Annotated in this window: 27 protein-coding genes and 2 other annotated features; of the genes, 3 read left to right on the top strand and 24 right to left on the bottom strand. The window is 42.3% G+C overall.

Translation table 11 applies throughout. The annotated features are described in order from the left end of the window. Positions 1-9 precede the first annotated feature (9 nt). Positions 10-1,044 (bottom strand): phenylalanine--tRNA ligase subunit alpha, encoded by a 1,035-nt coding sequence (gene pheS / locus AOQ70_RS02485; RefSeq protein ID WP_047202641.1) that lies wholly within the window; start codon positions 1,042-1,044, stop codon positions 10-12. Positions 1,045-1,425: 381 nt separating this feature from the next. Further along, complete coding sequence (locus AOQ70_RS02490; protein WP_058838299.1) at positions 1,426-2,169, bottom strand: TrmH family RNA methyltransferase; 744 nt, start codon at positions 2,167-2,169, stop codon at positions 1,426-1,428. A gap of 113 nt (positions 2,170-2,282) precedes the next feature. Between AOQ70_RS02490 and sspI the strand changes: the two genes are divergently transcribed. Then, complete coding sequence (gene sspI / locus AOQ70_RS02495) at positions 2,283-2,504, top strand: small acid-soluble spore protein SspI (RefSeq protein WP_024425725.1); 222 nt, start codon at positions 2,283-2,285, stop codon at positions 2,502-2,504. A 42-nt stretch (positions 2,505-2,546) separates the two neighbouring features. Here sspI and cstA read toward each other — a convergent pair whose 3' ends face one another. Together cstA and AOQ70_RS02505 are read right to left on the bottom strand one after the other, a co-directional pair. Further along, positions 2,547-4,343 carry a carbon starvation protein CstA gene (gene cstA, locus AOQ70_RS02500; protein WP_039180524.1) on the bottom strand — a complete coding sequence of 599 codons (1,797 nt, stop codon included), beginning with the start codon at positions 4,341-4,343 and terminating at the stop codon, positions 2,547-2,549. Positions 4,344-4,690: 347 nt separating this feature from the next. Continuing rightward, a complete protein-coding gene (locus tag AOQ70_RS02505; protein WP_024425723.1) occupies positions 4,691-5,779 on the bottom strand; it encodes a M42 family metallopeptidase in 1,089 nt (362 codons plus the stop codon). Between the two features lie 178 nt (positions 5,780-5,957). Here AOQ70_RS02505 and AOQ70_RS02510 point away from each other — a divergent pair, with 178 nt between their 5' ends. Continuing rightward, positions 5,958-6,362 carry a hypothetical protein gene (locus AOQ70_RS02510; RefSeq protein ID WP_024426127.1) on the top strand — a complete coding sequence of 135 codons (405 nt, stop codon included), beginning with the start codon at positions 5,958-5,960 and terminating at the stop codon, positions 6,360-6,362. Between the two features lie 17 nt (positions 6,363-6,379). Here AOQ70_RS02510 and AOQ70_RS02515 read toward each other — a convergent pair whose 3' ends face one another. The 8 genes from AOQ70_RS02515 to AOQ70_RS02550 all read right to left on the bottom strand — a co-directional run bounded on the left by AOQ70_RS02515 (position 6,380) and on the right by AOQ70_RS02550 (position 11,955). Beyond that, the gene (locus tag AOQ70_RS02515; protein WP_039180532.1) at positions 6,380-6,646 is read right to left on the bottom strand and encodes a DUF1294 domain-containing protein; all 267 of its coding nucleotides are present in this window, start codon (positions 6,644-6,646) and stop codon (positions 6,380-6,382) included. A 63-nt stretch (positions 6,647-6,709) separates the two neighbouring features. Next, a complete protein-coding gene (gene rplT, locus AOQ70_RS02520; RefSeq protein WP_007501659.1) occupies positions 6,710-7,069 on the bottom strand; it encodes a 50S ribosomal protein L20 in 360 nt (119 codons plus the stop codon). 31 nt (positions 7,070-7,100) lie between these two features. After that, positions 7,101-7,301 (bottom strand): 50S ribosomal protein L35, encoded by a 201-nt coding sequence (gene rpmI / locus AOQ70_RS02525; protein WP_003216324.1) that lies wholly within the window; start codon positions 7,299-7,301, stop codon positions 7,101-7,103. Positions 7,302-7,325: 24 nt separating this feature from the next. Further along, on the bottom strand, positions 7,326-7,841 hold the full coding sequence (gene infC, locus AOQ70_RS02530; protein WP_024425720.1) for a translation initiation factor IF-3: 516 nt from the start codon (positions 7,839-7,841) through the stop codon (positions 7,326-7,328). 71 nt (positions 7,842-7,912) lie between these two features. Next, positions 7,913-8,044: a sequence feature (ribosomal protein L20 leader region), on the bottom strand. Between the two features lie 128 nt (positions 8,045-8,172). Next, a complete protein-coding gene (gene lrgB / locus AOQ70_RS02535; protein ID WP_024425719.1) occupies positions 8,173-8,868 on the bottom strand; it encodes an antiholin-like protein LrgB in 696 nt (231 codons plus the stop codon). Positions 8,869-8,882: 14 nt separating this feature from the next. After that, positions 8,883-9,326, bottom strand: a complete 444-nt coding sequence (gene lrgA / locus AOQ70_RS02540) for an antiholin-like murein hydrolase modulator LrgA (RefSeq protein ID WP_059374760.1) — start codon at positions 9,324-9,326, stop codon at positions 8,883-8,885. 137 nt (positions 9,327-9,463) lie between these two features. After that, a complete protein-coding gene (locus tag AOQ70_RS02545) occupies positions 9,464-10,201 on the bottom strand; it encodes a LytR/AlgR family response regulator transcription factor (RefSeq protein WP_059374762.1) in 738 nt (245 codons plus the stop codon). Next, positions 10,198-11,955: a sensor histidine kinase gene (locus AOQ70_RS02550; protein ID WP_059374764.1), complete on the bottom strand. Its 1,758-nt coding sequence runs from the start codon at positions 11,953-11,955 to the stop codon at positions 10,198-10,200. The genes AOQ70_RS02545 and AOQ70_RS02550 overlap by 4 nt, the downstream gene beginning before the upstream one ends. 176 nt (positions 11,956-12,131) lie before the next feature. Here AOQ70_RS02550 and AOQ70_RS02555 point away from each other — a divergent pair, with 176 nt between their 5' ends. Beyond that, complete coding sequence (locus AOQ70_RS02555) at positions 12,132-12,911, top strand: HAD family hydrolase (RefSeq protein WP_041086561.1); 780 nt, start codon at positions 12,132-12,134, stop codon at positions 12,909-12,911. Between the two features lie 52 nt (positions 12,912-12,963). On the opposite strand, the gene AOQ70_RS02560 is transcribed toward AOQ70_RS02555, so the two are convergent. From AOQ70_RS02560 to ytaF, 12 genes are all read right to left on the bottom strand, one after another. Next, positions 12,964-13,884, bottom strand: coding sequence for a methyl-accepting chemotaxis protein (locus AOQ70_RS02560; RefSeq protein ID WP_059374766.1), 921 nt, complete (start codon positions 13,882-13,884; stop codon positions 12,964-12,966). Between the two features lie 157 nt (positions 13,885-14,041). Continuing rightward, entirely contained in the window at positions 14,042-15,982 is a 1,941-nt protein-coding gene (thrS, locus tag AOQ70_RS02565) for a threonine--tRNA ligase (RefSeq protein WP_024425713.1), read from the bottom strand. Between the two features lie 45 nt (positions 15,983-16,027). Beyond that, positions 16,028-16,274, bottom strand: a binding site (T-box leader). A 43-nt stretch (positions 16,275-16,317) separates the two neighbouring features. Next, positions 16,318-17,187 carry a putative sporulation protein YtxC gene (gene ytxC / locus AOQ70_RS02570; protein ID WP_059374768.1) on the bottom strand — a complete coding sequence of 290 codons (870 nt, stop codon included), beginning with the start codon at positions 17,185-17,187 and terminating at the stop codon, positions 16,318-16,320. A 60-nt stretch (positions 17,188-17,247) separates the two neighbouring features. Further along, positions 17,248-17,886, bottom strand: a complete 639-nt coding sequence (locus tag AOQ70_RS02575; protein WP_059374803.1) for a TVP38/TMEM64 family protein — start codon at positions 17,884-17,886, stop codon at positions 17,248-17,250. Between the two features lie 33 nt (positions 17,887-17,919). Then, positions 17,920-18,849 carry a primosomal protein DnaI gene (gene dnaI, locus AOQ70_RS02580; RefSeq protein WP_024425710.1) on the bottom strand — a complete coding sequence of 310 codons (930 nt, stop codon included), beginning with the start codon at positions 18,847-18,849 and terminating at the stop codon, positions 17,920-17,922. Between the two features lie 16 nt (positions 18,850-18,865). Then, positions 18,866-20,290: a replication initiation and membrane attachment family protein gene (locus tag AOQ70_RS02585; RefSeq protein WP_059374805.1), complete on the bottom strand. Its 1,425-nt coding sequence runs from the start codon at positions 20,288-20,290 to the stop codon at positions 18,866-18,868. Between the two features lie 101 nt (positions 20,291-20,391). After that, positions 20,392-20,850 carry a transcriptional regulator NrdR gene (gene nrdR / locus AOQ70_RS02590; RefSeq protein ID WP_003216720.1) on the bottom strand — a complete coding sequence of 153 codons (459 nt, stop codon included), beginning with the start codon at positions 20,848-20,850 and terminating at the stop codon, positions 20,392-20,394. Between the two features lie 4 nt (positions 20,851-20,854). After that, the gene (locus AOQ70_RS02595) at positions 20,855-21,241 is read right to left on the bottom strand and encodes a hypothetical protein (RefSeq protein WP_047202651.1); all 387 of its coding nucleotides are present in this window, start codon (positions 21,239-21,241) and stop codon (positions 20,855-20,857) included. Positions 21,242-21,423: 182 nt separating this feature from the next. Further along, positions 21,424-21,804, bottom strand: coding sequence for an adenosylmethionine decarboxylase (gene speD, locus AOQ70_RS02600; protein ID WP_003216492.1), 381 nt, complete (start codon positions 21,802-21,804; stop codon positions 21,424-21,426). 235 nt (positions 21,805-22,039) lie between these two features. Continuing rightward, entirely contained in the window at positions 22,040-23,062 is a 1,023-nt protein-coding gene (locus AOQ70_RS02605; RefSeq protein WP_024425707.1) for a glyceraldehyde-3-phosphate dehydrogenase, read from the bottom strand. Between the two features lie 172 nt (positions 23,063-23,234). Then, a complete protein-coding gene (coaE, locus tag AOQ70_RS02610) occupies positions 23,235-23,840 on the bottom strand; it encodes a dephospho-CoA kinase (RefSeq protein WP_059374770.1) in 606 nt (201 codons plus the stop codon). 13 nt (positions 23,841-23,853) lie between these two features. After that, positions 23,854-24,486, bottom strand: a complete 633-nt coding sequence (gene ytaF, locus AOQ70_RS02615) for a sporulation membrane protein YtaF (protein WP_034279660.1) — start codon at positions 24,484-24,486, stop codon at positions 23,854-23,856. Positions 24,487-24,636 lie beyond the last annotated feature (150 nt).

Genomic DNA, 24,636 nt, shown 5'->3' on the forward strand with positions numbered 1-24,636 from the left:
TTCCTCCTCTTAGTCCTGCTTGAATTGCTTTGTGAATCTAATGTCATTTGTGTAGAAATGACGAATATCATCAATGCCGTATTTCAGCATCGCAATCCGTTCCACACCCATTCCAAAAGCAAAGCCTTGGTAAGTTTCTGGATCAAATCCGCTCATTTTCAGGACATTCGGATGAACCATTCCTGCACCTAAAATCTCGATCCAGCCTGTTCCTTTACATACAGAGCAGCCCTTCCCGCCGCATTTAAAGCAAGACACATCGACTTCAACAGACGGTTCTGTGAATGGGAAAAAGCTTGGACGCAGTCTAATTTCACGATCTTCTCCAAACATTTTTCTTGCGACTGTCTCCAGCGTTCCTTTTAGATCACTCATGCTAATATTGTGATCGACGACAAGCCCTTCAATTTGCATAAATTGATGTGAATGAGTCGCGTCATCACTGTCACGTCTATATACTTTCCCAGGACAGATGATCTTCACAGGACCTTGTCCTTTATATTTCTCAAGTGTACGTGCTTGCACTGGTGATGTTTGTGTTCTCATCAGTGTATCTTCCGTAATATAGAAGCTGTCCTGCATATCACGTGCTGGATGCTCCTTTGGAAGATTCAATGCTTCAAAGTTATAGTAATCCGTTTCCACTTCAGGACCTTCTTCAACGGTATAGCCCATTCCGATAAATAAATCTTCAATGTCTTCGACAACTATCGTTAATGGATGTCTTGCCCCTATTTTGATTGGACTTGCCGGCAAAGTAACATCGATCGTTTGAGAAGCAAGTTTTTTCTTTACTTCTTCTGCTTCCAGCTGTTCATTTTTTTCAGCAATGGCACCAGCAATCTGCTCTCTTACTTCGTTTGCGAGTGCACCCATTTTTGGTCTTTCTTCCGCGGAGAGCTTGCCCATTCCGCGAAGTACTTCTGTAATCGGTCCTTTTTTCCCTAAATATTGAACCCGAATGTCATTGACCTCTTTGAGCGAGCTAGCTGCTTCAACCTTCGCTATCGCCTCTGTTTCAAGCTGTTTTAACGTTTCTTGCATGAGTGTAATCCTCCTTTTGATATACAAAACCGCTCGGATAAACGGCTGTTTGATCGTTTGAAGACAATAAAAAAACCCGTCCCTCCATAAAAGAAGGGACGAGTTGTGGTCGCGGTACCACCCTTGTTAAGCACAAATGCATGTGCGAATAAGCTTCATTGACATAACGGAATCAAACGAATCCGGTTCACCTTTACGCAAAGCAACGCCTGCGGTCCCGGTGACAACTCCAGAGGTGAATTCCTGTTTCAGCATTCCTTAAATGCACTTTCAGTCTACGATGCATTCTCCCTATAAGGCCGCTTCTTGAAACAATCTTCCTCTATCATGGTTTTTAAAATATTAGTTTTATTATAGTGAAAATGAACGCATGTTGCAACATTATCCGCGCAAATGATAGACAAGAACAGCTGCTGCAACAGCTACATTTAATGATTCTGCCTGCCCATACATTGGTACATATAAATTTTGGTCTGTCATTTGCAGAATCTCTGGATCAATACCAGCTCCTTCATTTCCAACAATTAATGCAAATGGGCCTTCTGCCGTTACGCTTTTATACTCTTTCGCATCTTTTAAGGCACTGCCGTATACAGGTAAGCCTCGTTCTTTCAGTTTCATGATTGCCTGTTGAAGGGATTGCTTTAAGATAGGCAGGTGGAAATGAGACCCTTGTGCGGAACGGAGCGTTTTTCCGTTAAACGCATCAACTGTTCCTTCTCCTAAGATCACAGCATCAAGACCAGCGGCATCTGCTGTTCGAATGAGTGTGCCTAAATTCCCCGGATCCTGCACTGCGTCTAATAAAAGAAGCCGTTCAACCTTCTTTTCTTCAAAAACAGGAACTGTACAGACAGCGGCAATGTGCTGAGGCGTTTCTGTTTCTGTCATGGCAGAAAAGGCCTCTTCGCTCAGTTCATAAAGCTCAATGTCAGGCTGGATATGAGGAGGAAGCCTATCGGGCGAAGTGACCATTAATTCCTTCACAATCCCGCTCTTTAATGCTTCTTCGACTAAGTGTATTCCCTCAACGAGAAACAGCCCCGTTTTCGTTCTTTCTTTTTTCGTATGGAGCTTTTTCCACTGTTTAATGTTTGTGTTTTTAGCTGATTCTATATATTTCAAGCGACGTTAACTCCTTTAATTATCATGAATTTATTATATCTCATGCACACTACATAATAAACCTGTCTTTGAGACAGAATAGGGCTATTACCATCAAAAAAGGAGTGTGGGCAATGGATTTTAATTTAAGAGGCGCAGTCATTCAAAACATTACTGGCCATAATCAAGAACAGCTTGAACATACGATTTTAGATGCTATTCAAAGCGGCGAGGAAAAAATGCTGCCAGGTCTTGGCGTGTTGTTTGAGGTGCTATGGCAAGAAGCATCAGAAAACGAAAAAAATGAGATCCTTGAAACACTAGAGCAAGGCTTAAAGCCTCAGCAGCAGCAATAAAAGAAGCCGGTTTGCTTATAAAAGCAAGCCGGCCTTTTTCATTTAGCCAGTGATAGGCGTTTCCATTCGAAGCGCTGGATCACGCCAGATTTCAACCCATTTTTTAATCGCAAACACAATAATCACAAACCCTAAGATCAGCATGATGATCGAAAGCACCGCATTCAGCACACTATAGCCGGATGCTTCAGGATTGAGATATACATTCGCTACCATCCAATAGCCTGCATAATTTACCGTCACATATAAGTAAGCAAGCGGAATTAAACAAGTCAGCATATAACGTCTTTTATCTGCAATTTTTAATACAACCGTTGCCCCGATGATCAACCCAACCGAAGCCATTAACTGGTTTGAAACCCCAAACAGCGCCCAAATAGACCCGATGTCACCTGAGTAAAGTAAGTATCCCCACATAAAACAAGCAAGAGCACTTGCAAACACCGAACCTGGTACCCAGTCAGTTCGTTTAAGCGGTTTATATGCTTCACCTAAGAAGTCTTGAATCAAATAGCGTGCCACACGTGTCCCCGCATCAATAGCCGTTAAAATAAAAACAGCCTCAAACATAATGACAAACTGGAAGAAGTAAGAAGCCAAATGACTAAAGAACGGAATTCCCGTAAAGATATACGCCATCCCTACCGCTAATGTTACGGCACCACCCGTTCTTCCTTCTAAATCAAGGCCGATTTCCTTACTCAGCTGCGGAAGGTTTTCAACGCTCATACCGAGTGTCCGGAACACTTCTGGCGTACTGTTTATCGCAAAATAATCTCCTGGATGCAGGGCCGTAGCCGCAATTAAAGCCATAATCCCAACTAAGCATTCGACCAGCATTGCACCAAACGCAACAGGCTTCATATCACTCCAGCGGTCCAGCATCTTAGGTGTTGTCCCTGAACCAACAAATGCGTGGAAACCAGAAATGGCACCGCAAGCAATGGTAATCGAAATAAATGGCCAGACAGGACCAGCTAATACAGGTCCTCCTCCGTTCACAAACTCTGTAAACGCCGGGAATTGAATGGACGGATTCACCACAAAGATGCCGGCAATCAGCGCAATGAATACACCAATTTTCATAAAACTACTTAAATAGTCCCTCGGTGCAAGCAGCAGCCAAACTGGCAGAGCCGCAGCAAAAAAGGCATAGATCGGCAGGGCAAGAGCAAGCGTTTTTGTATCAAGTGTTAAAAAATCACCTAGTGCCGTTCCTTGAATATTTGGACCAAGGAATACACCAAACATCAGCAAAATAAATCCCGCAGATGTCGCCAGCTTTAAATTGCCTGTTTTTTTATAATACAGACCAACTCCCATCGCAATCGGAATCGTGATTCCAACTGCAAATGTCCCCCAAGGGTTTCGTTCTAAAGCATGAAGCACAACCATAGACAAACCTGCCATTGTGATTGTAATAATAAACAGCATCGCAAGCCCTGTACAAAACCCTGCAACAGGCCCCAGCTCTTCCTTCGCTACCTCTGATAATGATTTCCCCTTTTTACGCATCGACGCAAATAAGACGACTAGATCATGTACAGCTCCGCCTATGACTGCACCAATTAAAAGCCAAAGGAGACCAGGTAAATACCCAAATTGAGCGGCTAAAATCGGACCCACTAACGGACCAGCAGCTGCAATCGCAGCAAAGTGATGCCCAAATGTGACCCATTTATTTGTCGGCACATAATCTTTCCCGTCCTCTAGTAGGTGAGCCGGTGTAGGATGATCATCTGTCACCTTTAATACCTTGACCATCATAAATGTGCCATAAAGACGATAGGCAATCGCTAAAATACACATAGATCCTATTACAATTGTAACCGCATTCATTTAACCATCCCCTTTGTATAAACAATTTGTTACAAATATAACATAAATTGATTGATTTTTCTTTTTTTAAAACCAAGTTGACAAATAAGAATAATATGTTTATTCTTAAGGTAGCTTCACCTACTTCCATAAACTCTCTTTTGGCAGGGCATTCTATGGCTCTGTCCTTTTTATTGCTTTCATCTTACAAAAATAAACGCTTGATCACATGTGCCTTATTCACTAGGAAACGTTCTCTTCTTTTACCAAAAACAGTTCTTTTGGCGCATCTCGAAAAAACATCGTTCATTTCCTGGGAAATTCAATAAAAAAAGCCTTTCCCCTGTACTGAGGAAAGGCTTCCTTACTTATGAACCGTACGTAATTTGTTCGACGGTTTTTTGATCAAGTCTTTTGATCACTTCTGTTAAAAGCTTCACTGCATTTTCATAATCATCTCGGTGAATCATTGCAGCATGGGTATGAATATATCTGCTCGGAATTCCGATAGATAGTGATGGAACACCATGACCCGTTAAATGAATACCGCCAGCATCTGTCCCGCCGCCAGGCATTGAGTCATATTGATAAGGAATGTTCAGCTCATCCGCTGTTTGGACAACAAAATCACGAAGTCCTTTATGAGAGACCATTGAAGCATCAAATACAACAATCGTTGGGCCTTTGCCAAGTTTGCTTGTTGCTTCTTTCTCAGTGATGCCTGGTGTATCTCCTGCCACACCTACATCAATGGCAAATCCAATATCAGGCTGAATTGTAGCCGCTGCTGTTTTAGCTCCGCGCAGGCCTACTTCCTCTTGGACAGTTGCGACGCTGTAAGCAATATTCTCATGCTGAGCGTTGTGTAAGTTTTTCATGACATCAATGGCCACGGCACATCCAATGCGGTTGTCCCATGCTTTTGCAAGGAGCATTTTTTCATCATTCATGACTGTAAACTCAAAGTAAGGAACGATTTGATCTCCAGGCAGCACACCCCACTCCATTGCCTGTTCTTTGCTTGACGCCCCAATATCAATAAACATATCCGTAATCTCAATTGACTTTTTGCGAGCTTCAGGTGACAAGACGTGTGGTGGTTTAGAACCAATGACCCCTGTAATCTCTCCCTTTTTCGTTACAATGGTGACACGCTGGGCCAGCATGACCTGTGACCACCAGCCGCCGACTGTTTGAAAACGAATGTAGCCTTTGTCATCAATTTTTGTCACCATGAACCCTACTTCATCTAAGTGACCTGCGAGCATAATTTTAGGCCCGTTTGCGTTTCCTTCCTTCTTAGCGATCAAGCTGCCAAGGCGGTCTGTAGAGACTTCATCTGCATATGATTCTATGTATGTCTGCATGACTTTTTTGACATCACGTTCATTTCCTGGGATCCCTTTTGCATCCGTTAGGTCTTTCAGCATAGTTAATGTTTGATCTAGCTTTGTCATTCCATTTATCCTCCTTTATCTTCATGGTGCATTCTTATTATACAAAACCTCTTTCGTTCAATACGATCTTTTTATGAATATTTTTTCGTTTTACGAAATATTTTTTAAAAAAAGTTGAAACCTTTTGGCGTTTTCATTCGTAGTACATCAGATAACGGTATTGGAGGTGCATCCTGTCATGTTTGTAATCCTCATGAGACTAGCTCTTGTTGCACTGCTTGTCTACATCTTCTACATGGCGGTAAAATTCTTCTCAAATCCGAGAAGAAAGCTGAAACAAGCACAATTAAAAGAAGGCTTTTATTTTATGGACGAACAGCAAAACGCGCGCAAAAACTTTAATTTCGTCTATAAAGGTGTCTTGTTTGAAGGGGAGAAGCATGTTCCTTCTAAGGATCATCCTCTGTTTGTCCACTCCATTTACGTTTGGACGGAGTCACCTGAGAAGCTGAGTGAATTTACATTAGAAGACTTTGAAAAACTAGAGGAAAACATTATCGAGCGTTATCCTCAAACCAAAATTGATTGGGATCAGCCCATTAAAAAAATCAAACAAAAAAAAGGAGCAGACACGCCGTCCTGATGGCGTCTGCTCCTTTTTCAAGTAACTTGGATATATCCCAATAGGATCAACTGCAAAATCATTAATACAGGCATGCCGATTTGAAAGGCAGGATGCTTTGTTTTATGCCGGAAATACTGCATTCCCAGATACGATCCAGCGGCGCCAAAAAGCACCGCAGCACTCCATAAATGCGCCTCTGAAATTCTCCATTTATGTGCTTTGGCCCGGCGTTTGTCCTCACCCATGAGAAAAAAGCCGTAGCCATTCACTAAAATAAGCAGCAGGATCAAAGCCATATTCATTCATTTCACCTCACATGATGAGAAAAAAAGATCACCCCTCGAAGGAATGATCTTTTATAAAACTTACTTGTCTAGTTGTGCTTTTGCAGCATCAGCAAGCTGATTGAATGCATTTAGGTCATTCACAGCAAGGTCAGCAAGCATTTTGCGGTTTACTTCGATACCAGAAAGCTTTAAGCCATGCATTAAACGGCTGTAAGAAAGACCGTTCATACGAGCTGCAGCGTTGATACGAGTGATCCATAGTTTACGGAAGTCACGTTTTTTCTGACGACGGTCACGGAAAGCGTAGTTTCCAGATTTCATCACCTGTTGGTTTGCTACTTTGTATAATCTATGTTTTGAACCGAAATAACCTTTTGCTAATTTAAGAACCTTTTTACGACGCTGACGCGACACAGTTCCGCCTTTTACTCTTGGCATTGTAATTCCCTCCTATGATTCCTATTCCAAATTACTTGATGTTTGCAAGTTGTTGTTTGATACGTTTGAAATCTCCAGCACTTACGATTGCGCTCTTACGCAATTTACGTTTTTGCTTTGTAGATTTGTTAGCGAACAAGTGACTTGTGTACGCATGAGAACGTTTAAGTTTACCAGAACCTGTTTTTTTGAAACGTTTAGCAGATCCGCGGTGAGTTTTCATTTTTGGCATTGGATGTTTCCTCCCTCTGTTACTTTACTTTTCGACTTTTGGTGCAAGCATGAGGAACATGCTGCGTCCGTCCATCTTAGGTTTTGTTTCTACTGTTGCTACTTCAGCGCAAGCTTCAGAGAAACGGTCTAACACGCGCTGTCCGATTTCTTTATGCGTAATCGCACGGCCTTTAAAGCGGATAGAAGCTTTCACTTTATCTCCCTTTTCAAGGAATTTGATTGCATTACGGAGCTTCGTGTTAAAATCATGTTCATCGATTGTCGGGCTCAACCGAACTTCTTTTAAGCTAATGATTTTTTGATTCTTACGTGCCTCTTTTTCCTTCTTCTGCTGTTCGAATCGGAACTTACCATAGTCCATGATTCGGCAAACAGGTGGTTTTGCATTTGCAGCAACTAACACAAGGTCAAGATTAGCTTTAGCAGCAATTTCCAGAGCTTCCTGGCGGGTTTTAATCCCAAGCTGATCGCCATTTTGTCCGATCAAACGAACTTCACGCGCACGAATACCTTCATTAACTAATTGATCTTTGCTAATAGTGAGCCACCTCCATGAGATTTTGAATTGAGTTCACAATTCATTTTGACCATTTCGTTGTATGTTTTACAGGCAAACAAAAAGTGTGGGCATATAAAACACCCACACTGCGAACATTTGCATGAAAAAATAAATGTACGGTCAACCTGTCAACTACAAACATGTGTCAATCAGGTGAGAAGCGGGTGCTTCTGCTTGTGATATCTATTCAATTCGTTAACTATTCTACACAATTTTCATTTGTCCGTCAAGTAACCGAACTCTTGAAACAACTTTTTCAGTGTAACATGATGAAACGAATTGGGCAAGACTTTTTCACACAATGCCGCCATCAAAGAATCAATTGCATAAAGATTGGGATGACGATAACGGTCACAACACCTACGACCACAACGGCGATACTTGCCATAGCTGCTTCTACTTCTCCCATCTCAATTCCAACAGAAACTCCAAGTGCATGTCCTGATGTACCAAGTGCAAGACCTTTTGCCACTGGGTTTTTAATGCGGAACAATTTTAAGAAGAAGGCACCTAGTGCATAGACAATGACGGCATTAAATATGACCGCAAAGGCTGTGATATCTGCAATTCCGCCAATATCTTTTGCAATCGGGAGAGCAATCGCTGTTGTCGCTGCTTGTGGAAGCATGCTTTTCATCACAGCCGCATCTAAATGAATTCCTTTTGCTACGAGATATACGATCGTAATGGAACAAAGTGAACCTACAAAAATAGCGGATAAAATTTGCCACCAATATTTTTTAAGCAAGGCTCTTTGCTTATAAAGCGGGATAGCGAAAGCAATCGTGGCAGGCTCTAAGAAAAATTTGATAATCTTGCCGCCCTCATTATAATCTGCGTAGGAAAAACCACCAACTTTCAAAAATAAAATGCCCAGTACCATCGCCACAAACAGCGGGGTAAACAAGAAGAAACCTTTTGATTTTTTAAATAAGAATGTCCCTATTCCAAAAGCGACTAATGAGACGACAATGCCAAAATAAGGACTCATTGTACTTGTACCCATTTTGCATCTCTCCTTTAATGCGTACTTGAAGCTGGTTTATTTGAATGAGAAGGAGCAGATTTACTCTCCTTTGTCTCTTTACGTTTCTGTGGTCTTTCTGATAATTGCATGAGAAGCTGTGAAAACAGCCCTGTCGCTGCAAGTAGCATAATGGTTGCAATGATAATGACACCGACTACTTGCACACCTACTTCTTGCATGACACCTAGTGATTGAATAACTGAGATCCCAGAGGGAACAAATAGAAAGCTAATGAGTCCTGTCAATGTTGTACCTAATTGCTCCACCTGCTCCAGTTTGACAATTTTCGTTGTTAACAAAACAAATAATAGAACCAAACCAATCACGGATGCGGGCATCGGAATCGGTAAATACATTGAAATGAGATTAGAAACGAACATTACGGTTGCAAAAATAAATGCTTGAGATAGAAATCCATATACTTTCGTGGCACTCATGCCCCTTCACCTCTTTCTTCGACTGCCATAAGTATACGGCATGAAATAAACGAATAAAGCGTTTACAATAAAACTCACCAGATTCAATGACTGAAATGCAAAAAACGAGTATTGAAATACAAACAAAAAAAGCCCTCCTACTCTAGCAGGAGTGACTTCTTTAATTCTTTGGCATATGTGCGGCTGACAGGAATGATGGACCCGTCTGTCATATGCAGATTGTACGTCGAATTAAACCACGGCTGTACTTCTTTCATATGAGAGGTATTCACGATATAGCTGCGATGGACCCTCATAAAATAAGCCTCAGGAAGTTTCTTTTCAATGACCACCAGCGGTTCTGTGACCTCATACATGTGATCCTTTGTTTTCACAACCTTTTTCCCCTCGCTTAGTCCTACATACATGATCTCTTCAACTTGCAGGATCACAATAGAGTCATCAACTGAGATCGCTAATTTTTGCTGATGGGGTATTTTCTCATCTGACAGCTGGTGCTCTTGCGTTTCAACAGATTTCCATTTTTTAAACTTTTGAATGGTCTGGAGCAAACGCTCTTCATCGAATGGTTTTGTTAAGTAATCAAGCGCACTTACCTCAAACGCCTTCAGCGCATATTGATCAAAGGCTGTCGCAAATACAACCGCTGGCGGATCAGACATCCGGTTGAGCCTTTTGGCAATATCAAATCCATTCTCACCAGATAAATCAATGTCTAAAAAGAGCAGATCCGGCTTCTGATCGACCATCCGATCAAAAGCAGATTCTATATTTTCTGCTTCCTCTATTTGAACTTCCTCTTTCGTTCTTCGTAATAAGTATTTTAATTCATCTCTTGCTAACACTTCATCATCTACAATTAATACCTTTATCAACGAGAATCATCCTTTTTTACATAATCCATTGGAATGCGAAATGAGATGTCAGTGCCTTGGTCACTATGAATCGATAAAGCAGCTTGTCTGCCAAAAATCCCTCTTAACCGCTGATCTAAATTAAAAAGGGCTGTCCCTGTTCCTTCTAGTGATTCGACAGGCGCTTTTAATAGTTGAGCCATCTTATCATCTTCAATTCCCTGCCCATTATCTGTTACTTTCATATAAACATGCCCATCTTTCATCAAAGCGGATACGATGACTTCACAATTTGTTTGATGTTTAGGAAAAGCATGTCTCACAGCGTTTTCAACAAGCACCTGAATCACAAAGGGCGGAATCATCACCTGCTCCAGCTCCTTTTCAATTTGAAAGGTCACATGGTACTTATTTGGAAATCTTGCTTGTTCAAGTGACAAATATGCCTCCACATGCTGAATCTCTTTATGCATCGGAATCAGCAGCTGGCGGGCACCTTGCATATTTGAGCGAAAATAAATACTTAGCTGCAACAGCAGCTTCCTTGCCATCTCCACATTGGTTCTGCACAAAACAGAGATGGTATTAATGGCGTTAAATAAAAAGTGCGGGTTCACTTGTGCTTGAAGGGCTTTGATCTCTGCATCTTTTAGCAGGCGGCTTTGGGTTTCCGCCTCTCCAAGCTCAAGCTGTGTGGAAAAAAGCATCGCCAAACCTTCTGCAAGCTCCTCTTCCACCCTGCTTAATCCGACCGGAGAATTGAAATACATTTTTAACGTCCCGATCGTTTGACCGTTTGAAGTGAGCGGCAGCACGATTGCGGCTTCAAGAGGGCAATGGGCGACGGAACAATTGATTTCGCCCTTCGAATGTGCCTTCATAATCTTGCCGCTCATCAAGACTTGTTTCGACAGCCCCGTAATCAGGCTTTTAGATGGAATATGATGATCTGTTCCATCTCCGACATGCGCTAAAATCTTTTCTGTATCTGTTAAGGAGACCGCATCTGTTTCAGTCAACCGATGAATGATCTCCGCCACACTTTTACAAGACTGTTCATTTAAACCTTGGCGGAAAAAAGGCAGTGTTTGATCGGCGATCAAAAATACACGATGCGTCTGCATCGCCTTTGCCTGCTCTTCTTGCCGAATGACTGACTGTAAAATAGATAAAAAGATAAAGCTGCCGATTCCATTCACAAAAATCATCGGCAGGGCAATGATACTGACTAGCCCCCATGCATCGGCGAATGGTCTTGCAAACAGAAGGATAATGATCATCTGTAATGATTCCATCGCCACACCAAAAAGGGCTGCTTGGCGAGGTGTCACCATTCGATTCCTCCGCTTAAACCTGCTGCCGACATAACCTGCAATGACACCGGCTAAAATGGAAGAAATCGCACAGCTGAGCGCGGTGCTTCCTCCAAGGGAATAGCGATGAATTCCAGCTAAAAGCCCTGCGCCAATCCCTACAAACGGCCCCCCGATCAAACCGCCCATTTCGATCCCCATAATTCTCGTATTGGCGATAGAGCTTGACGAGCCGAGATGATAAGAAAACTCATGATTCATGACAATTTGCTGCTGAATTTCAATTCCTGTGTAATTGCTGATAATGCTAAAAGAAGCAAAAATGAAGACAAGGATTGCCTTTTTCCGAAATCCTTGATTATGTAGCAATAGATTGCGAAAGCCCTTCACATGAGCAAGCACAAATCCTAGAATAACGATGATCCCTACACGCTCGATCATCATGATAATTAAATGAAGCAAACCGGCCACCTCAAATGATGTATGTCATATCTACTGTCTTTCTATTCTATCATGTGCGGTCAATGATCAAAGATCTCTCAAATCTTTTCTTTATTGGCCTCTTCTTCTATTGTAAAATGAACATGAGCCTGTCACTTGCAATTGAAGGTAACACATACATAACAAGGGAGAAGATCATGAAAGCCGTATTTTTCGATTTAGATGATACTTTACTTTGGGACGAAAAAAGCATTCACACAACTTTTCAGGAAACTTGCCGGGAAGCGGAAAAGAAATATGGACTCGATCCAGAATCATTTGAACAGATTGTACGTGAAGAAGCAAGAAAGCTGTACTCTTCCTATGAAACATATGATTATACTGTCATGATCGGCATTAATCCTTTCGAAGGACTGTGGTCCAATTTTAGTGAACCGATTAGCGAAGGCTTCCAAAAGCTGAACGCCATTGCACCAGAATATCGCAAAAACGCTTGGACCAATGGCTTAAGGGCAGCTGGAATTGACGATGAGGCATTTGGACAATATTTGGCTGATTTCTTTGCAGCAGAGCGCAGAAAACGCCCATATGTCTATGAAGAAACATACCCTGTTTTAAACCGCCTGAAAGGCAGCTACGAATTGCTCCTTTTAACAAACGGAGATCCTAGCCTTCAAAAGGAAAAACTTGCGGGTGTTCCTGAGCTTGCTCCTTATTTTAACGAGATTGTGATTTCAGGGGATTATGGGAAAGGCAAGCCTGATCCAGGTATCTTTGAGCACTGCCTTCAGCTGTTAAACTTAACAAAAGACGAAGTGATTATGGTTGGGGATAATCCAAAAACAGATATTCTCGGCGCATCTCGCGTTGGCATCCAAACCGTTTGGATCAATCGCCATGGCAAGAAAAATGAAACAGATGTGACGCCTGATTATGAAATCAAAGACTTACATGAATTGTTTGATATATTAAAATAGAACAAAAAAACACCCTTCTCCTGACGAGATTGGGTGTTTTTTATTCACAGAGCTAAATGATTGCTGCTAGACTTTGCGCTTGCCGGTCTAAGCCGCGTGCTGCTTCTCCTACAATGATGAATTCTTCGCTTGCCAGCTTTACAAGATCCCGGTTTGTAAACACGGTTGTCTTTGCCCGGCTTGTTCCGCTGCTGACCTTCTCTACTTCTGCATGGATCGCCTTCACATATTGATCTACCTTGACGATCGCTTCTTTTGAATTTGTCGCAAGCTTTCGAATTTCTGCTGCCACTACACTAAAGCCATTTCCATAGGAACCCGCATGTGCCGCTTCTATTGCCGCATTTAAGGCGAGCAGCTGGGTTTGTGAAGAAATACTGTTAATGGTTGCAGCAATGGAGCTGATGGACTCTACCTGCTCTGTTAATCCTTTTAGCAAGCTCATATTTTGATCGGTTTCGTTTGCTATATGATTAAAGGAGGCATTGACACTTTGACTATGCTGAATGCCAACTTCTGCTCGTTCCATTAATTTCGCAGACATCTCCTTTAAGTCTTCTACAACCTGTTTCATCGAGAGTTCTCTCTCTGTAATATCTGTCGCCACTTTCACAACACCCACTACAGTTCCTTCTTCATCTCGAACAGGTGAATATGTCGCTTCAAGCCATAAGCTGCTGCCGTCTTTTGTGACCCGCTGCACTTTTTCCTGAAAGACTTGACCTTCTCTCAAACGCTTCCAAAACATGTGATAGCTTGTGTGTTCTGTAATATGTGGAGGACAAAACTGTCTATGTTTAAGACCGATCATCTCTTCTTTAGAATATCCCATGGCTTTTGCAAAAATATCGTTCACCCATAGAACTTCACCTGCCACATTAAATTCAATCATTGCCAGCGAGTGCTCTAATGCACGGAGAACGGCTGATTGCTCCAATACTTGTGACGATAAAGTGTTTGTTGTTTGCTTCATCGATTTCATTCCCCCAATTTGTCTCAAACCAATAGTACATACTTACCCTTACTTTTGTACTATCTAAACGTCTCTTTTTAGGAATTGGATCACTATTGGAGAAAGTTTTCCAAAAAGAAAAAAGCCAGTGATCTAAAAAGAATCACTGGCTGCTTCATTATTTTTTCGCTTCTGCTACTGCATGTTTCACAAAGGCTTCAAGATCCATTGTTTCTGAATCTTGTTCCCCATATTTTCTAACATTGACAGCGCCATTTTCTGCTTCTTGATCTCCGACAACAAGCATGTACGGAATCTTTTGCATTTGCGCTTCTCTAATTTTGTATCCGATCTTTTCATCACGGCTGTCAAGCTCTACACGAAGACCTTCAAGCTGTAAACGTTCTTGCACTTTTTTCGCATAGTCTAAATGAACAGACGGTGAAACCGGGATGACTTGGAATTGTACAGGTGCCAGCCATGTTGGCAGCGCTCCTTTGTATTCTTCAATTAAGAAGGCAACGAAGCGTTCCATTGTAGAAACAACGCCTCTATGAATGACGACTGGACGATGGTGCTTTCCATCTTCTCCGATATATGTGAGATCGAAGCGTTCTGGAAGTAAGAAATCAAGCTGTACAGTGGATAATGTCTCTTCTTTTCCAAGAGCTGTCTTCACTTGTACATCAAGCTTCGGACCATAAAATGCTGCTTCGCCTTCTGCTTCATAATAATCGTGGCCAAGCTCGTCCATTGCATCCTTCAGCATCGATTGTGCTTTATTCCACATCGCATCGTCATCGAAATACTTCTCAGTATCTTCTGGATCACGGTAAGATAAGCGGAATGTGTAGTCATTCAAGCCAAAGTCTTGATACACTTCTTCAATTAAGCGAACTGTACGGATGAACTCGTCTTTGATTTGATCTGGACGAACAAAGATGTGTGCATCGTTTAATGTCATACCGCGGACACGCTGAAGGCCGGATAAGGCACCTGACATTTCATAGCGGTGCATTGTACCAAGCTCTGCAATACGAATTGGCAATTCGCGATAGCTGTGCGGCTCGTTTTTGTAAATCATCATATGGTGCGGACAGTTCATCGGACGAAGAACAAGATCTTCGTTGTCCATTTCCATCACGGGGAACATGTCTTCTTGATAATGCGCCCAGTGTCCTGATGTTTTATACAACTCAACATTCGCAAGAACTGGTGTGTACACATGCTCATAGCCAAGACGCACTTCTTTATCGACAATGTAACGCTCGATGACGCGGCGGATCGTTGCGCCTTTTGGCAGCCAAAGCGGAAGTCCTTGACCAACTTTTTGGGAATTTGCAAACAGCTTCAGCTCTTTTCCAAGCTTACGGTGATCGCGTTCTTTCGCTTCTTCAAGCAGACGTAAATGCTCATTTAAATCTTCTTTGCTGAAGAAAGCTGTTCCGTAAATACGCTGAAGCATTTGGTTGTTACTGTCACCTCTCCAGTATGCACCTGCAAGGCTTAACAGTTTAAACTCTTTGATTTTCCCTGTAGACGGCAAGTGAATCCCGCGGCAGAGGTCAAAGAATTCACCCTGCTCATAAATCGTCACAGCTTCACCTTCTGGAATCGCCTCTAACAGCTCAAGCTTCAACTCATCACCAATCGCTTCAAAGCGCTTTTTCGCTTCTTCTCTTGATACTTCAATTCGCTCAATTGGCAGATTGCTGTTAATGATTTTCTTCATTTCTTTTTCAATCTTTGGCAAGTCTTCAGGTGTGATGGCTACATCGATGTCCACATCATAGTAGAAGCCATTTTCGATGACAGGACCTACGCCAAACTGAACGTGATGTTCTTTTCCATACAGGCGTTTGATCGCCTGCGCTAGCAAATGGGCTGTGCTGTGGCGCATAATGTCGAGTGCTTCTTCACTTTTATCTGTGATGATCTCGATTGTTCCACTTTCTAATAGCGGCGTACGCAGATCTATTTCTTTACCGTTCAATTTACCGGCAAGTGCTTTTTTCTTTAGGCCCGGGCTAATTGATGCCGCGATGTCTTCTGTTGTAGCTGTTTTGTCAAACTCCTTGACTGCTCCATCTGGAAATGTAAGTTGAATTTGTTCTGACATCTCTGGTCACTCCTTTTTTTGGCAATATAAAAACCCCGCCCCCTGGAAAGGGACGAGGTTGAATAAACGGAATCGTGGTTCCACCCTTTTTCCCGTACTTGCAGCTTGCTTTTCATAAGCAAATACGGCTTGCGGTTCGATAACGGGAATTCCCGTCAGCCATTACTAAAAAGTTCACAGCTGATGTTCAAAGGTGGTAAAGCAAATGGTCCTCTGCTAGGAAGCTTTCAGCCGCGGCTTCCCTCTCTTTAAGCGGGTGTTCATTTGTTCATGTCCTTATCAATACGGTCTCTGTATGAAGTTACACCGTATTATAAAACGTTTTTTCGTGAAAATCAAGAAAGCTTTTCACTTTTCTTGTCGAAATGGTCATGTACAAATTGAACATTGTGCTCTTGGAAAGAATGAGACGGGAACACCTCGACCCTTTCTTGAAAAATATTTTGAATCGTTTGCACCATCGAGTGACCTGTATCATTTGTAAATAGGTCAATTTTTTGCGGTGCAATGGAGACAAGCGGTGCAATCAGCTGCGAATCAATATACATTGGATGCTCTCTTACAAACTGTCTGTCTATGTATTGTTTTTGATCACGCTCAGAAGCGTAGCGAAATTCCCAAATCACCAGGCGGTCCTGATGCACAACATGTACTTTTTCGAGCCTAGGCTCTCTTGCCATCACATAGTCTCGAAGCGATTGAATGAAGTTTTGATACTCTTGCTCCATTTTGTATTCTTCAATGGACACTTCAACATAGTTCTTCAGCCTTCGATCATATTCTGACAGTCTAAATGTCATAAATGAACCAATTGAAAAAACACCTTGCTGTAAAGAAATTGCCTCAAGCTCCTTTTTTAAAAGGGCTTCTCTTGATGGGTCTTGCTGAATGCCGGGAATATCATCTAAGTCCCCGTTCATGATACTGTGAGCGATGGAAAGAATTTGGTGCTGCTCTTCGGGATCTTTAAACAAATAAGTGTTTTCAAGGATGCTGCGCATGCGCTCATTTTCTTTGCATTCCAAAAAAAAGTGAACCAATAATGGCCGCACAATGTGCTCAAGTGCTTCTTCTGATTCCTTCGCCTCTATGAGAAGCCGGTCTTTCCCTTGTTGAATTGACATGTGATGCCGACTGTCCAAGTGTTCAGCAAGATGTAAAAAAGCGGCGGTATCATATTCATCTTCAAAGATTATTTCAAGCATGTTTGTCCCCCCTAACGACATCTGTTACATATATATGGGGGAAACATAAAAAATAGACGCCTAAAATAAATCAGGCATCTTTCTTTTTAAAATGAGTGGAACGGAGATAAAGATCAAATAAATCAAACAAACAACCACTAAGGCGGCATAATTGCCGCTGACAAAGCTTGAGCCGAGAACATTTAACGCAATTGTACCCGGTATTAAGCCTAAAAAGGTGGCTGCCACAAATGCACGATAATTTGCACGTGAAGCGGCTGCCGCATAGCTGACAAAATCAAAATGAATCGGTGCAATACGCAATAACAAAATATAAAGAAATCCATGCTCCTGAATGCGGGACGTCACCGCTTTCAGTTTCCGGCTGTTTGATTCCGTTTCCTTCTTTTTCGCACGAAAGGTTGAAGCAATCATGAAGGAGCCTGTTGCCCCGGCTGTAGCCCCAATGAGGGCATAGATCGTCCCAAGGACACTGCCGAATGCCAAACCTGCCGCCAAAGAAAAGACTGTAATCGGGACGAGAACAAACGGGCGGAAAAGAGATAAGAAAAGAAAAACAAAGGGAGCCAGTATCCCAAATTGAAGCACCCAATTCTTCACATCTTTCGGCGCGAGCTGAAGATGCTGTTTATTCAGCCACCACAGCGCAGCAGCAACAATGCCAATCACGAGAAAAAGCAGCCATTTTCTTTTGTTCATTTCATTTGCTCCTCCTTCAGGTGACATACGCTTTTATAAATGACGGCGGTTTTCTCCTTCGAGCAAGACCGGCTCTGCTAAATAGAGAATCCGTTCCATTAAACGAGCGGCTTTGACCTCTTCTTTTTCCCCGCGCTGTGAGTACGTAAAGTGATGCTTCAGCTCATTTGGTGAGAAATTAGAAGAGAAAAACGTCGGCAGCTGCTCTGCCATACGGTATTGTAAGATCGTACCGAGCAACTCATCCCGCACCCAGCTTGTCATCGATTCTGCTCCAATATCATCAAGCATTAAAATCGGGGTGGATTTAACCATATTCAGCTTTTCTTCTAGCGTATGATCAGCTAACGAATTTTTTAACTCTCTCACAAATTCAGGCACGTAAACAAGGAGAGATGGGTATTCTTTCTCCGCTAGCTGCTGCGCAATGGCTGCCAGAATATACGTTTTTCCTACTCCAAATTTTCCGTGTAAATACAAGCCTTTTCCTTTTCCAGTCTCATCATAGCTTTGGAGGAATTGACCTACTTTTTGGATGACCTCTTGTCTTCCCACAACGTTCAGATCAGCGAACGTCGCTTGAAGGACATTTTGCGGAATATACATGCTTTTCATCAGCTCTTGCTGTTTTTTCTGTCTATCGAGCCGCAGCTTGACTGGACAAGGGGAATATTCAATATCAATACTCTGACCTTTGATTACAAGCTTCGGGTGATACCCATCTAAAATGGCATTGACGTTTTCGTCATCTAAGCAGTAAGAGCAACCCTTCGACTGCTGCACATATTCAAAGAGCCGGTTCAAGCTGCGATTGATCATGTCTTCATGTATTTCTTCTTGATGCTTCTGTAAAAAGGCCTTCACATCTTCATCAGATAACACACTTTCTTTAATCTGATTGTATCTCACGCGAAAATCTACTCGTCCTTTTAGCTGTTCAAATGAACGACCGATCGGTTTCATCCCATCTCACCTCACCTTAATGTGCATTGTACTTTTTCATATTTTTAAACTGATCTAACAGTTTTTCTTTTTCTCGTTCGAGGTCTTCTGTAGACAGATTGTCCGTTTGCTCTTTTGCCGGCTGTTCTTTCGTTTCGGTTTCTTTCATCCAGTCAGGCAGTTTCTCTTCCCTGACGACTTTTCCTGAACCATATGTGCTGCGCTGCTTTTTCTGCTGCGCCCACTCTGTCATTTGTCTGTTCTCTTCTTTAGCAATTTTCATGGCCGCTGCTACAGTTTTGATTTTCTTTCTCACCCAATGAGCGGCGATTTTTTGCATATATGTTTTCGACAGCTTCATATCTGTTTTGAGTAAGGTATAGTAGATGAGAACATTCATGACACCTGGCTCTAGCTGCTGCTCGAGCATGATATCTTCGACAATTCTTAAGTCGGCATATGTTGGCTCAATACCATCTGCCATGTCTTTTAGCAGCTCTCTAGGCGAAATATGATCCAGCTTTTCAATCAATTTTGCATCTGGAGTATCCGCTGCCGGCGTCTTTGAAGCCTCTTGTCGCAAGTGTCTTGGCTGTTTTTGATCAATCAGCTTTGGTTGTTCGCCTCTGTATTCAATTTGGTACCAGTCTCTTGCTGATTTTCTCAGCTCTTCTGTTGAGATCATTTGATCCGAACCGCATGCACCTGCTACAATATTTTGCATTTGAAGCGGGGTGATGCCGTATACAACAGCTAACTTCTTAATTGTTTCTTTCACCTGCTTTGTCAAAGCCTTTCTCGGAATCATCATGTCAGACATACCGGCTAATAATAGATCGAAATCAAAGGATTCGTCTGAGAGTGGTGCCGGCTGACTCGATCCAACGGTCGCATATTCATAGCCTTGATCAAGCGATGACGCCTGATGAATTTCTTCTGTCATCTTGCGTTCGCCTGGCTGCAATACGTGAAAGACTTCTTCAAACGACCGTGAAATGTTCTTTGCTTCTGCAGGAACACCTGGATAAGAGAAATAATCACGCAGCTGCATATATTTTGCTTTTTCTACACGATGGTACAGCAGGACATTCAGCATACCATCTTGGAAAAACTCATCCGGTCTTAGCGGCGGTACAAGCTCATATGTAAACAGTCTGCCTTCTTCCGTTTCCTGTTCATATGTGCGGAGTAAGCCGATCGCTTCAAGCTTTAAACGTTCCTCAAAAATATCATTTAAATTCGTCTGCAGCATGACCATGAGCTGCCGGTGAGGTGCAGGTTTTCCCCACATACGATTTTGTTCCAGCTCTCCCCACAGCGTCATGTATAAGCTGAAAGCGGACATGCCAATAAGCGGCTGATATAAAAGAGTGATGAGCTGTCTATCGATGTCACCGAGCAATGAAGCGCTTTTGACGACATACGGATCGACGGCTAGCACTTCCTTCCAATGCTCTGTCATATGCTGATCCTCCCCATGAATTGCGATTGTTTCCATTGTACACTCTTTTTGCGTTTTACGCTTTACGCAGGAAAAAGAGCATGAAGAATCTCCAGCTCTTTTTAGCGTTCTTTCTTTAATAGATCTTTTAATTCATCAATAAAGACATTGATGTCTTTAAACTGCCGGTAAACCGAGGCAAACCTAACGTAAGACACTTCATCAATTTTCGCCAGCTCGTCCATCACCATTTCACCTACAAGCTCGCTTTTCACTTCTGACATGCCTTGATTGCGCAGTTCTTTTTCGATATTAAAGCAGACATCCTCCAGCTGCTTTAAAGCGACAGGACGCTTTTCACACGCTTTGATAAGTCCTCTCAGCATTTTTTCGCGGCTGAATTCTTCTCGAATTCCTTCTTTTTTCACCACAATCAGCGGTAATTCTTCTAATTTCTCAAACGTCGTAAAGCGATATTGGCAGCTTTCGCACTCTCTTCTACGACGGATGGATTTCCCTTCATCTACTGGTCTTGAATCAAGCACCCTTGTGCCAAGGTGCTGACATGTGGGACATTTCATATCATCAGCTCCGATCTATTCTTGGAAGTTGTTTGTCTAGTTCATCATAAAGGGACAGAACGGTCTTCTGACTATAGCCGAAATCTGTTGGCAGGGCCGTTTCTGTTGTCACATTAAAATCGACAGCTGTTTCAAAAGGACGAATTGAAATGACAGTCGCCACGAGAAAGGCTTTTTTCGGCAATCGTATGTTTGCACTGATTTCACCTCGTTCTGCTGAAACAGATGTCACTTGATAGGAATCGTTTCGGGAAAGAATGGCTTCCACCGCTTGAAAAACTTGTGCATTCGTCGATTTGTAGTAATGGCTTTTCAGTTCTGACACTGGATGCTCGTCAGATGTTTCTGTATGGTTTGACATGAACCGTTTAAAATTTTGTCTTAAAATCATACACGTATCCCCTTTGCCATAATGCCTCTTTCTTTATTTTATAAAAAAACCTTTGTTTTCCTAGAACAAAAGTATAGACAAGCTGGGGAATGTTGGATTTTTTCTCAAATAAATATAAAAAGGAGCATAACACAAAGGCATTTAATGCTTTTGGCCAGCTCCCATTGCAATCTTTTTTATGTTTACAGTGCTTTGGCTTGTGCCTGTTTTACTTGTACAGGTCCCATGCCTCGAGGAATTTCGATGTTTTCTCTTGTTTCAGCACCTAATTCATCTCCGATATGATCTGCTGCAATATTCGGATCTAGGTCGCCGCAAGTATAAACATCTATGCTCGCATAACCATGTTCAGGAAAGCTGTGAATTGTCAGATGAGATTCAGAAATAATGACAACTCCACTTACTCCTTGAGGTGCAAATTTGTGAAAAGCAACCTCTCTTACCTCAGCTCCTGATTTCAAAGCTGCATTTACAAACGTTTTTTCAATAAAATCCATGTCGTTCAGTTTATCACAGTCGCATCCCCATAGCTCGGAGATAACGTGACGTCCGATTGTTTCCATCATGGACCCCCCTTTAAACAAGAATGAAAGAGTGAAGTTCTAAGCAGCCGGACCGGACATATACCACGGGGGAAAGTTAGTCCTAAGAGGTCCTAACCCTTTAAGTATACCCGAATGAGTCTGCGAACAAGAAGTTCACGAAAAATAGTATACTTTGTTTAGACCCATTTTGCAAGCTGTGTTTTTAGTGGGATTTTCTCTCATTTCTTGAAAAGGGACGATCGTCTTCTTCATTTCAAACAGCAGAAAGCTCTTTCATCTGTGCGCCGACAAATTTCACAAGGTCAACCACTCGGCATGAATAACCCCATTCATTGTCATACCATGCAAGAACTTTTACTTTTCTCCCTTCCATTACCATCGTTGTCAATCCATCAACGACTGCTGAGTAAGGGTTCGTGTTAAAGTCCGTAGAGACAAGCGGCTCATCTGTGTAATCTAAAATACCAGCAAGAGATGTTTTAGATGCATTCGAGAAGGCTGCATTGACTTCTTCTGCTGTGACATCTTTTTTTAAGTCTACAACAAGGTCAACCATCGACACATTGGAAACTGGCACGCGGAGTGCAAGCCCATGCAATTTCCCTTTCATGTGCGGAAGCACTAAAGAAAGCGCTTTAGCGGCACCTGTCGTAGTTGGAATAATGGACTGAGCACATGCTCTTGCCCGGCGCAGATCCTTATGCGGGTTATCGATATTTTTTTGATCATTTGTATAAGCATGAACCGTTGTCATTAACCCGTTGTCGATGCCAAATTCATCATCTAACAGTTTCACAACTGGTGCTAAACAGTTTGTTGTACAAGATGCGTTTGAAATAATGACGTGCTTTTCAGGATCAAGATCATCCTCATTGACACCCATCACAATCGTAATGTCTTCATTTTTACCTGGAGCTGTTAGAACGACTTTTTTCGCTCCGGCATCTATATGGCCCATCGCTTGATCTTTTGAATTAAATTTACCTGTTGCTTCAATGACGATATCAATCCCAAGCTCTCCCCATGGAAGCTGCTTTGGGTCTCTATTATTAAGCAAAAGCACTCTTTTGCCATTTACAATCAAGGCGTCATCTTCTGCTGTCACATCACATTCGTAACGTCCATGATTTGTGTCATATTTAATTAAATGTGCTAGCGTTTCGGCAGGATAGCTTGCGTTCACCGCTACAATTTGAATTTGATCATCAAGCATTGCTTTTCTGAAGACCATGCGTCCAATTCTGCCAAACCCATTGATCGCTGCTTTTACCTTCATGAACAGGTCACTCCTCTATTATGTGTTATACTCAATAAATTTATTTATGAAATTAGTATATCACATTAGAATGTAATTGCCAGTATATAAACGTATATTTTCTAAAAAGGGCTGTTCTTTTCAAAGGAAATAAGAATAAAGCATAAAAAAAGAAGAGTACGTGTATGTACTCTTACTTATCTGTATGTTCCCATTCATTTAATATGTTCTGCAATTGCTTTCTGATAAACGCGAGATCTTGTGTGTTCTCTATCACGTGGTCTGCTTTTTTACATTTCTCCTCAAGAGACTGCTGAGAGTGAATACGATTCAGTGCTTCTTCCTCGCTGAGGTCATTTCGATTCATGAGCCGCGACAGCTGCAATTCAGGCGTTGTATACACCACAATGATGCGGTCGACGAGGCTTTCCAGCTGACTTTCAAATAAAAGCGGGATATCGAGGACAACGAAGGTTTCTTGCTGACTAACTCCTTCATCTCTCTGTTTGAGCATTTCCTTTCTCACTTCAGGATGAACAATCGCATTCAGCTGCTTTCTTTTCTCTTCATCAGAAAAAATGATGGCTCCAAGCTGCTGCCGGTTCAGCTCCCCATTTGGCCGGAGAACATCCTCGCCAAAGGTTTGAACGATTTGTTGAAGAGCTGGTGTACCTTTGGCAACCGCTTCTTTTGCAATGACATCTGCGTCCACGACCCGAATGCCCTGCTCTTTTATCATTTGCGAGACGGTGCTTTTTCCACTAGCAATCCCGCCTGTTAATCCAATGACAAGCGTCAATTGATTTCCTCCTTTACAGCTTCCACACCCCAATTAAAATGAGCAGAAGCCCTGGTAAGCATGCAAGTTTATCGATCCAGCGCCAATTTGCCAAGTAATGACCAGAACGAAGCCCAATACACACAAAGAGTGAGCTCATCACGGCCACAGTGATACTCATGACAATTGGTGAAAAGCCTAGAATCGCAGCGCCAATCCCTGCGCCAAATGCATCAATGGATAAAGCAATCCCAAGAAGCACCGCTTCTATTCCATTAATCGTCCCAGAACGGTCAATATCTGCACTTGTCGGTTTGCGCAAAATTTGAATGACAAGACCAAGTGATTGCACTTCCACATTAAGCAATGTCTTTTCATGAAGTAGCAAGTCACGCTCTTTCGCTGGTTTGTAAAATTGATAAAGGACCCAAAGTCCAATAGCGATCAAAATGCCTCCACCAAGTTTATCTGTCACTGAGACAGGGAGGAATGTCGTCAGCAGGCTGCCAATCAGCATAGAAATGAGCAGCACAATCCCTGAACAGCATGCAATAATGACAATCGCTTTAAATGGAATCTTCATTTTACGAAGTCCATACGTAAAGCCTACAGAAAAGCTGTCAATGCTGACTGCAATAGCTAAAAACAGGAGCGAAATCGAAATCATACCTGAACTCTTCCTTTCTGTTCATGCAACGATGATCAAGAGTCTCTAGGCGTCCTTAGACTCTTCTTCACTATATGAAGAGCAGGTGGGCTGTGTGTCAGTCTACACCTTGCTGAAAAATGAATGTTTTTTATCGTATGCACAGCAAAA

Origin of the sequence: Bacillus sp. AM 13(2015), assembly GCF_001518755.1 — a bacterium.
GTDB lineage: Bacteria > Bacillota > Bacilli > Bacillales > Bacillaceae > Bacillus > Bacillus safensis.

Coding starts and splice junctions, on each gene's coding strand:
- cstA (WP_039180524.1), bottom strand. CDS start 4,343: ATGAATGCGGTTACAATTGTAATAGGATCTATGTGTATTTTAGCGATT.
- AOQ70_RS02560 (WP_059374766.1), bottom strand. CDS start 13,884: ATGAAGCAAACAACAAACACTTTATCGTCACAAGTATTGGAGCAATCA.
- ytxC (WP_059374768.1), bottom strand. CDS start 17,187: ATGCTTGAAATAATCTTTGAAGATGAATATGATACCGCCGCTTTTTTA.
- lrgB (WP_024425719.1), bottom strand. CDS start 8,868: ATGGGTACAAGTACAATGAGTCCTTATTTTGGCATTGTCGTCTCATTA.
- thrS (WP_024425713.1), bottom strand. CDS start 15,982: ATGTCAGAACAAATTCAACTTACATTTCCAGATGGAGCAGTCAAGGAG.
- lrgA (WP_059374760.1), bottom strand. CDS start 9,326: ATGAGTGCCACGAAAGTATATGGATTTCTATCTCAAGCATTTATTTTT.
- AOQ70_RS02555 (WP_041086561.1), top strand. CDS start 12,132: ATGAAAGCCGTATTTTTCGATTTAGATGATACTTTACTTTGGGACGAA.
- ytaF (WP_034279660.1), bottom strand. CDS start 24,486: ATGATTTCGATTTCGCTCCTGTTTTTAGCTATTGCAGTCAGCATTGAC.
- AOQ70_RS02505 (WP_024425723.1), bottom strand. CDS start 5,779: ATGACAAAGCTAGATCAAACATTAACTATGCTGAAAGACCTAACGGAT.
- dnaI (WP_024425710.1), bottom strand. CDS start 18,849: ATGAAACCGATCGGTCGTTCATTTGAACAGCTAAAAGGACGAGTAGAT.
- AOQ70_RS02605 (WP_024425707.1), bottom strand. CDS start 23,062: ATGAAGGTAAAAGCAGCGATCAATGGGTTTGGCAGAATTGGACGCATG.
- AOQ70_RS02585 (WP_059374805.1), bottom strand. CDS start 20,290: ATGACAGAGCATTGGAAGGAAGTGCTAGCCGTCGATCCGTATGTCGTC.
- AOQ70_RS02575 (WP_059374803.1), bottom strand. CDS start 17,886: ATGAACAAAAGAAAATGGCTGCTTTTTCTCGTGATTGGCATTGTTGCT.
- sspI (WP_024425725.1), top strand. CDS start 2,283: ATGGATTTTAATTTAAGAGGCGCAGTCATTCAAAACATTACTGGCCAT.
- rplT (WP_007501659.1), bottom strand. CDS start 7,069: ATGCCAAGAGTAAAAGGCGGAACTGTGTCGCGTCAGCGTCGTAAAAAG.
- nrdR (WP_003216720.1), bottom strand. CDS start 20,850: ATGAAATGTCCCACATGTCAGCACCTTGGCACAAGGGTGCTTGATTCA.
- pheS (WP_047202641.1), bottom strand. CDS start 1,044: ATGCAAGAAACGTTAAAACAGCTTGAAACAGAGGCGATAGCGAAGGTT.
- AOQ70_RS02510 (WP_024426127.1), top strand. CDS start 5,958: ATGTTTGTAATCCTCATGAGACTAGCTCTTGTTGCACTGCTTGTCTAC.
- speD (WP_003216492.1), bottom strand. CDS start 21,804: ATGGAAACAATCGGACGTCACGTTATCTCCGAGCTATGGGGATGCGAC.
- AOQ70_RS02515 (WP_039180532.1), bottom strand. CDS start 6,646: ATGAATATGGCTTTGATCCTGCTGCTTATTTTAGTGAATGGCTACGGC.
- rpmI (WP_003216324.1), bottom strand. CDS start 7,301: ATGCCAAAAATGAAAACTCACCGCGGATCTGCTAAACGTTTCAAAAAA.
- AOQ70_RS02595 (WP_047202651.1), bottom strand. CDS start 21,241: ATGATTTTAAGACAAAATTTTAAACGGTTCATGTCAAACCATACAGAA.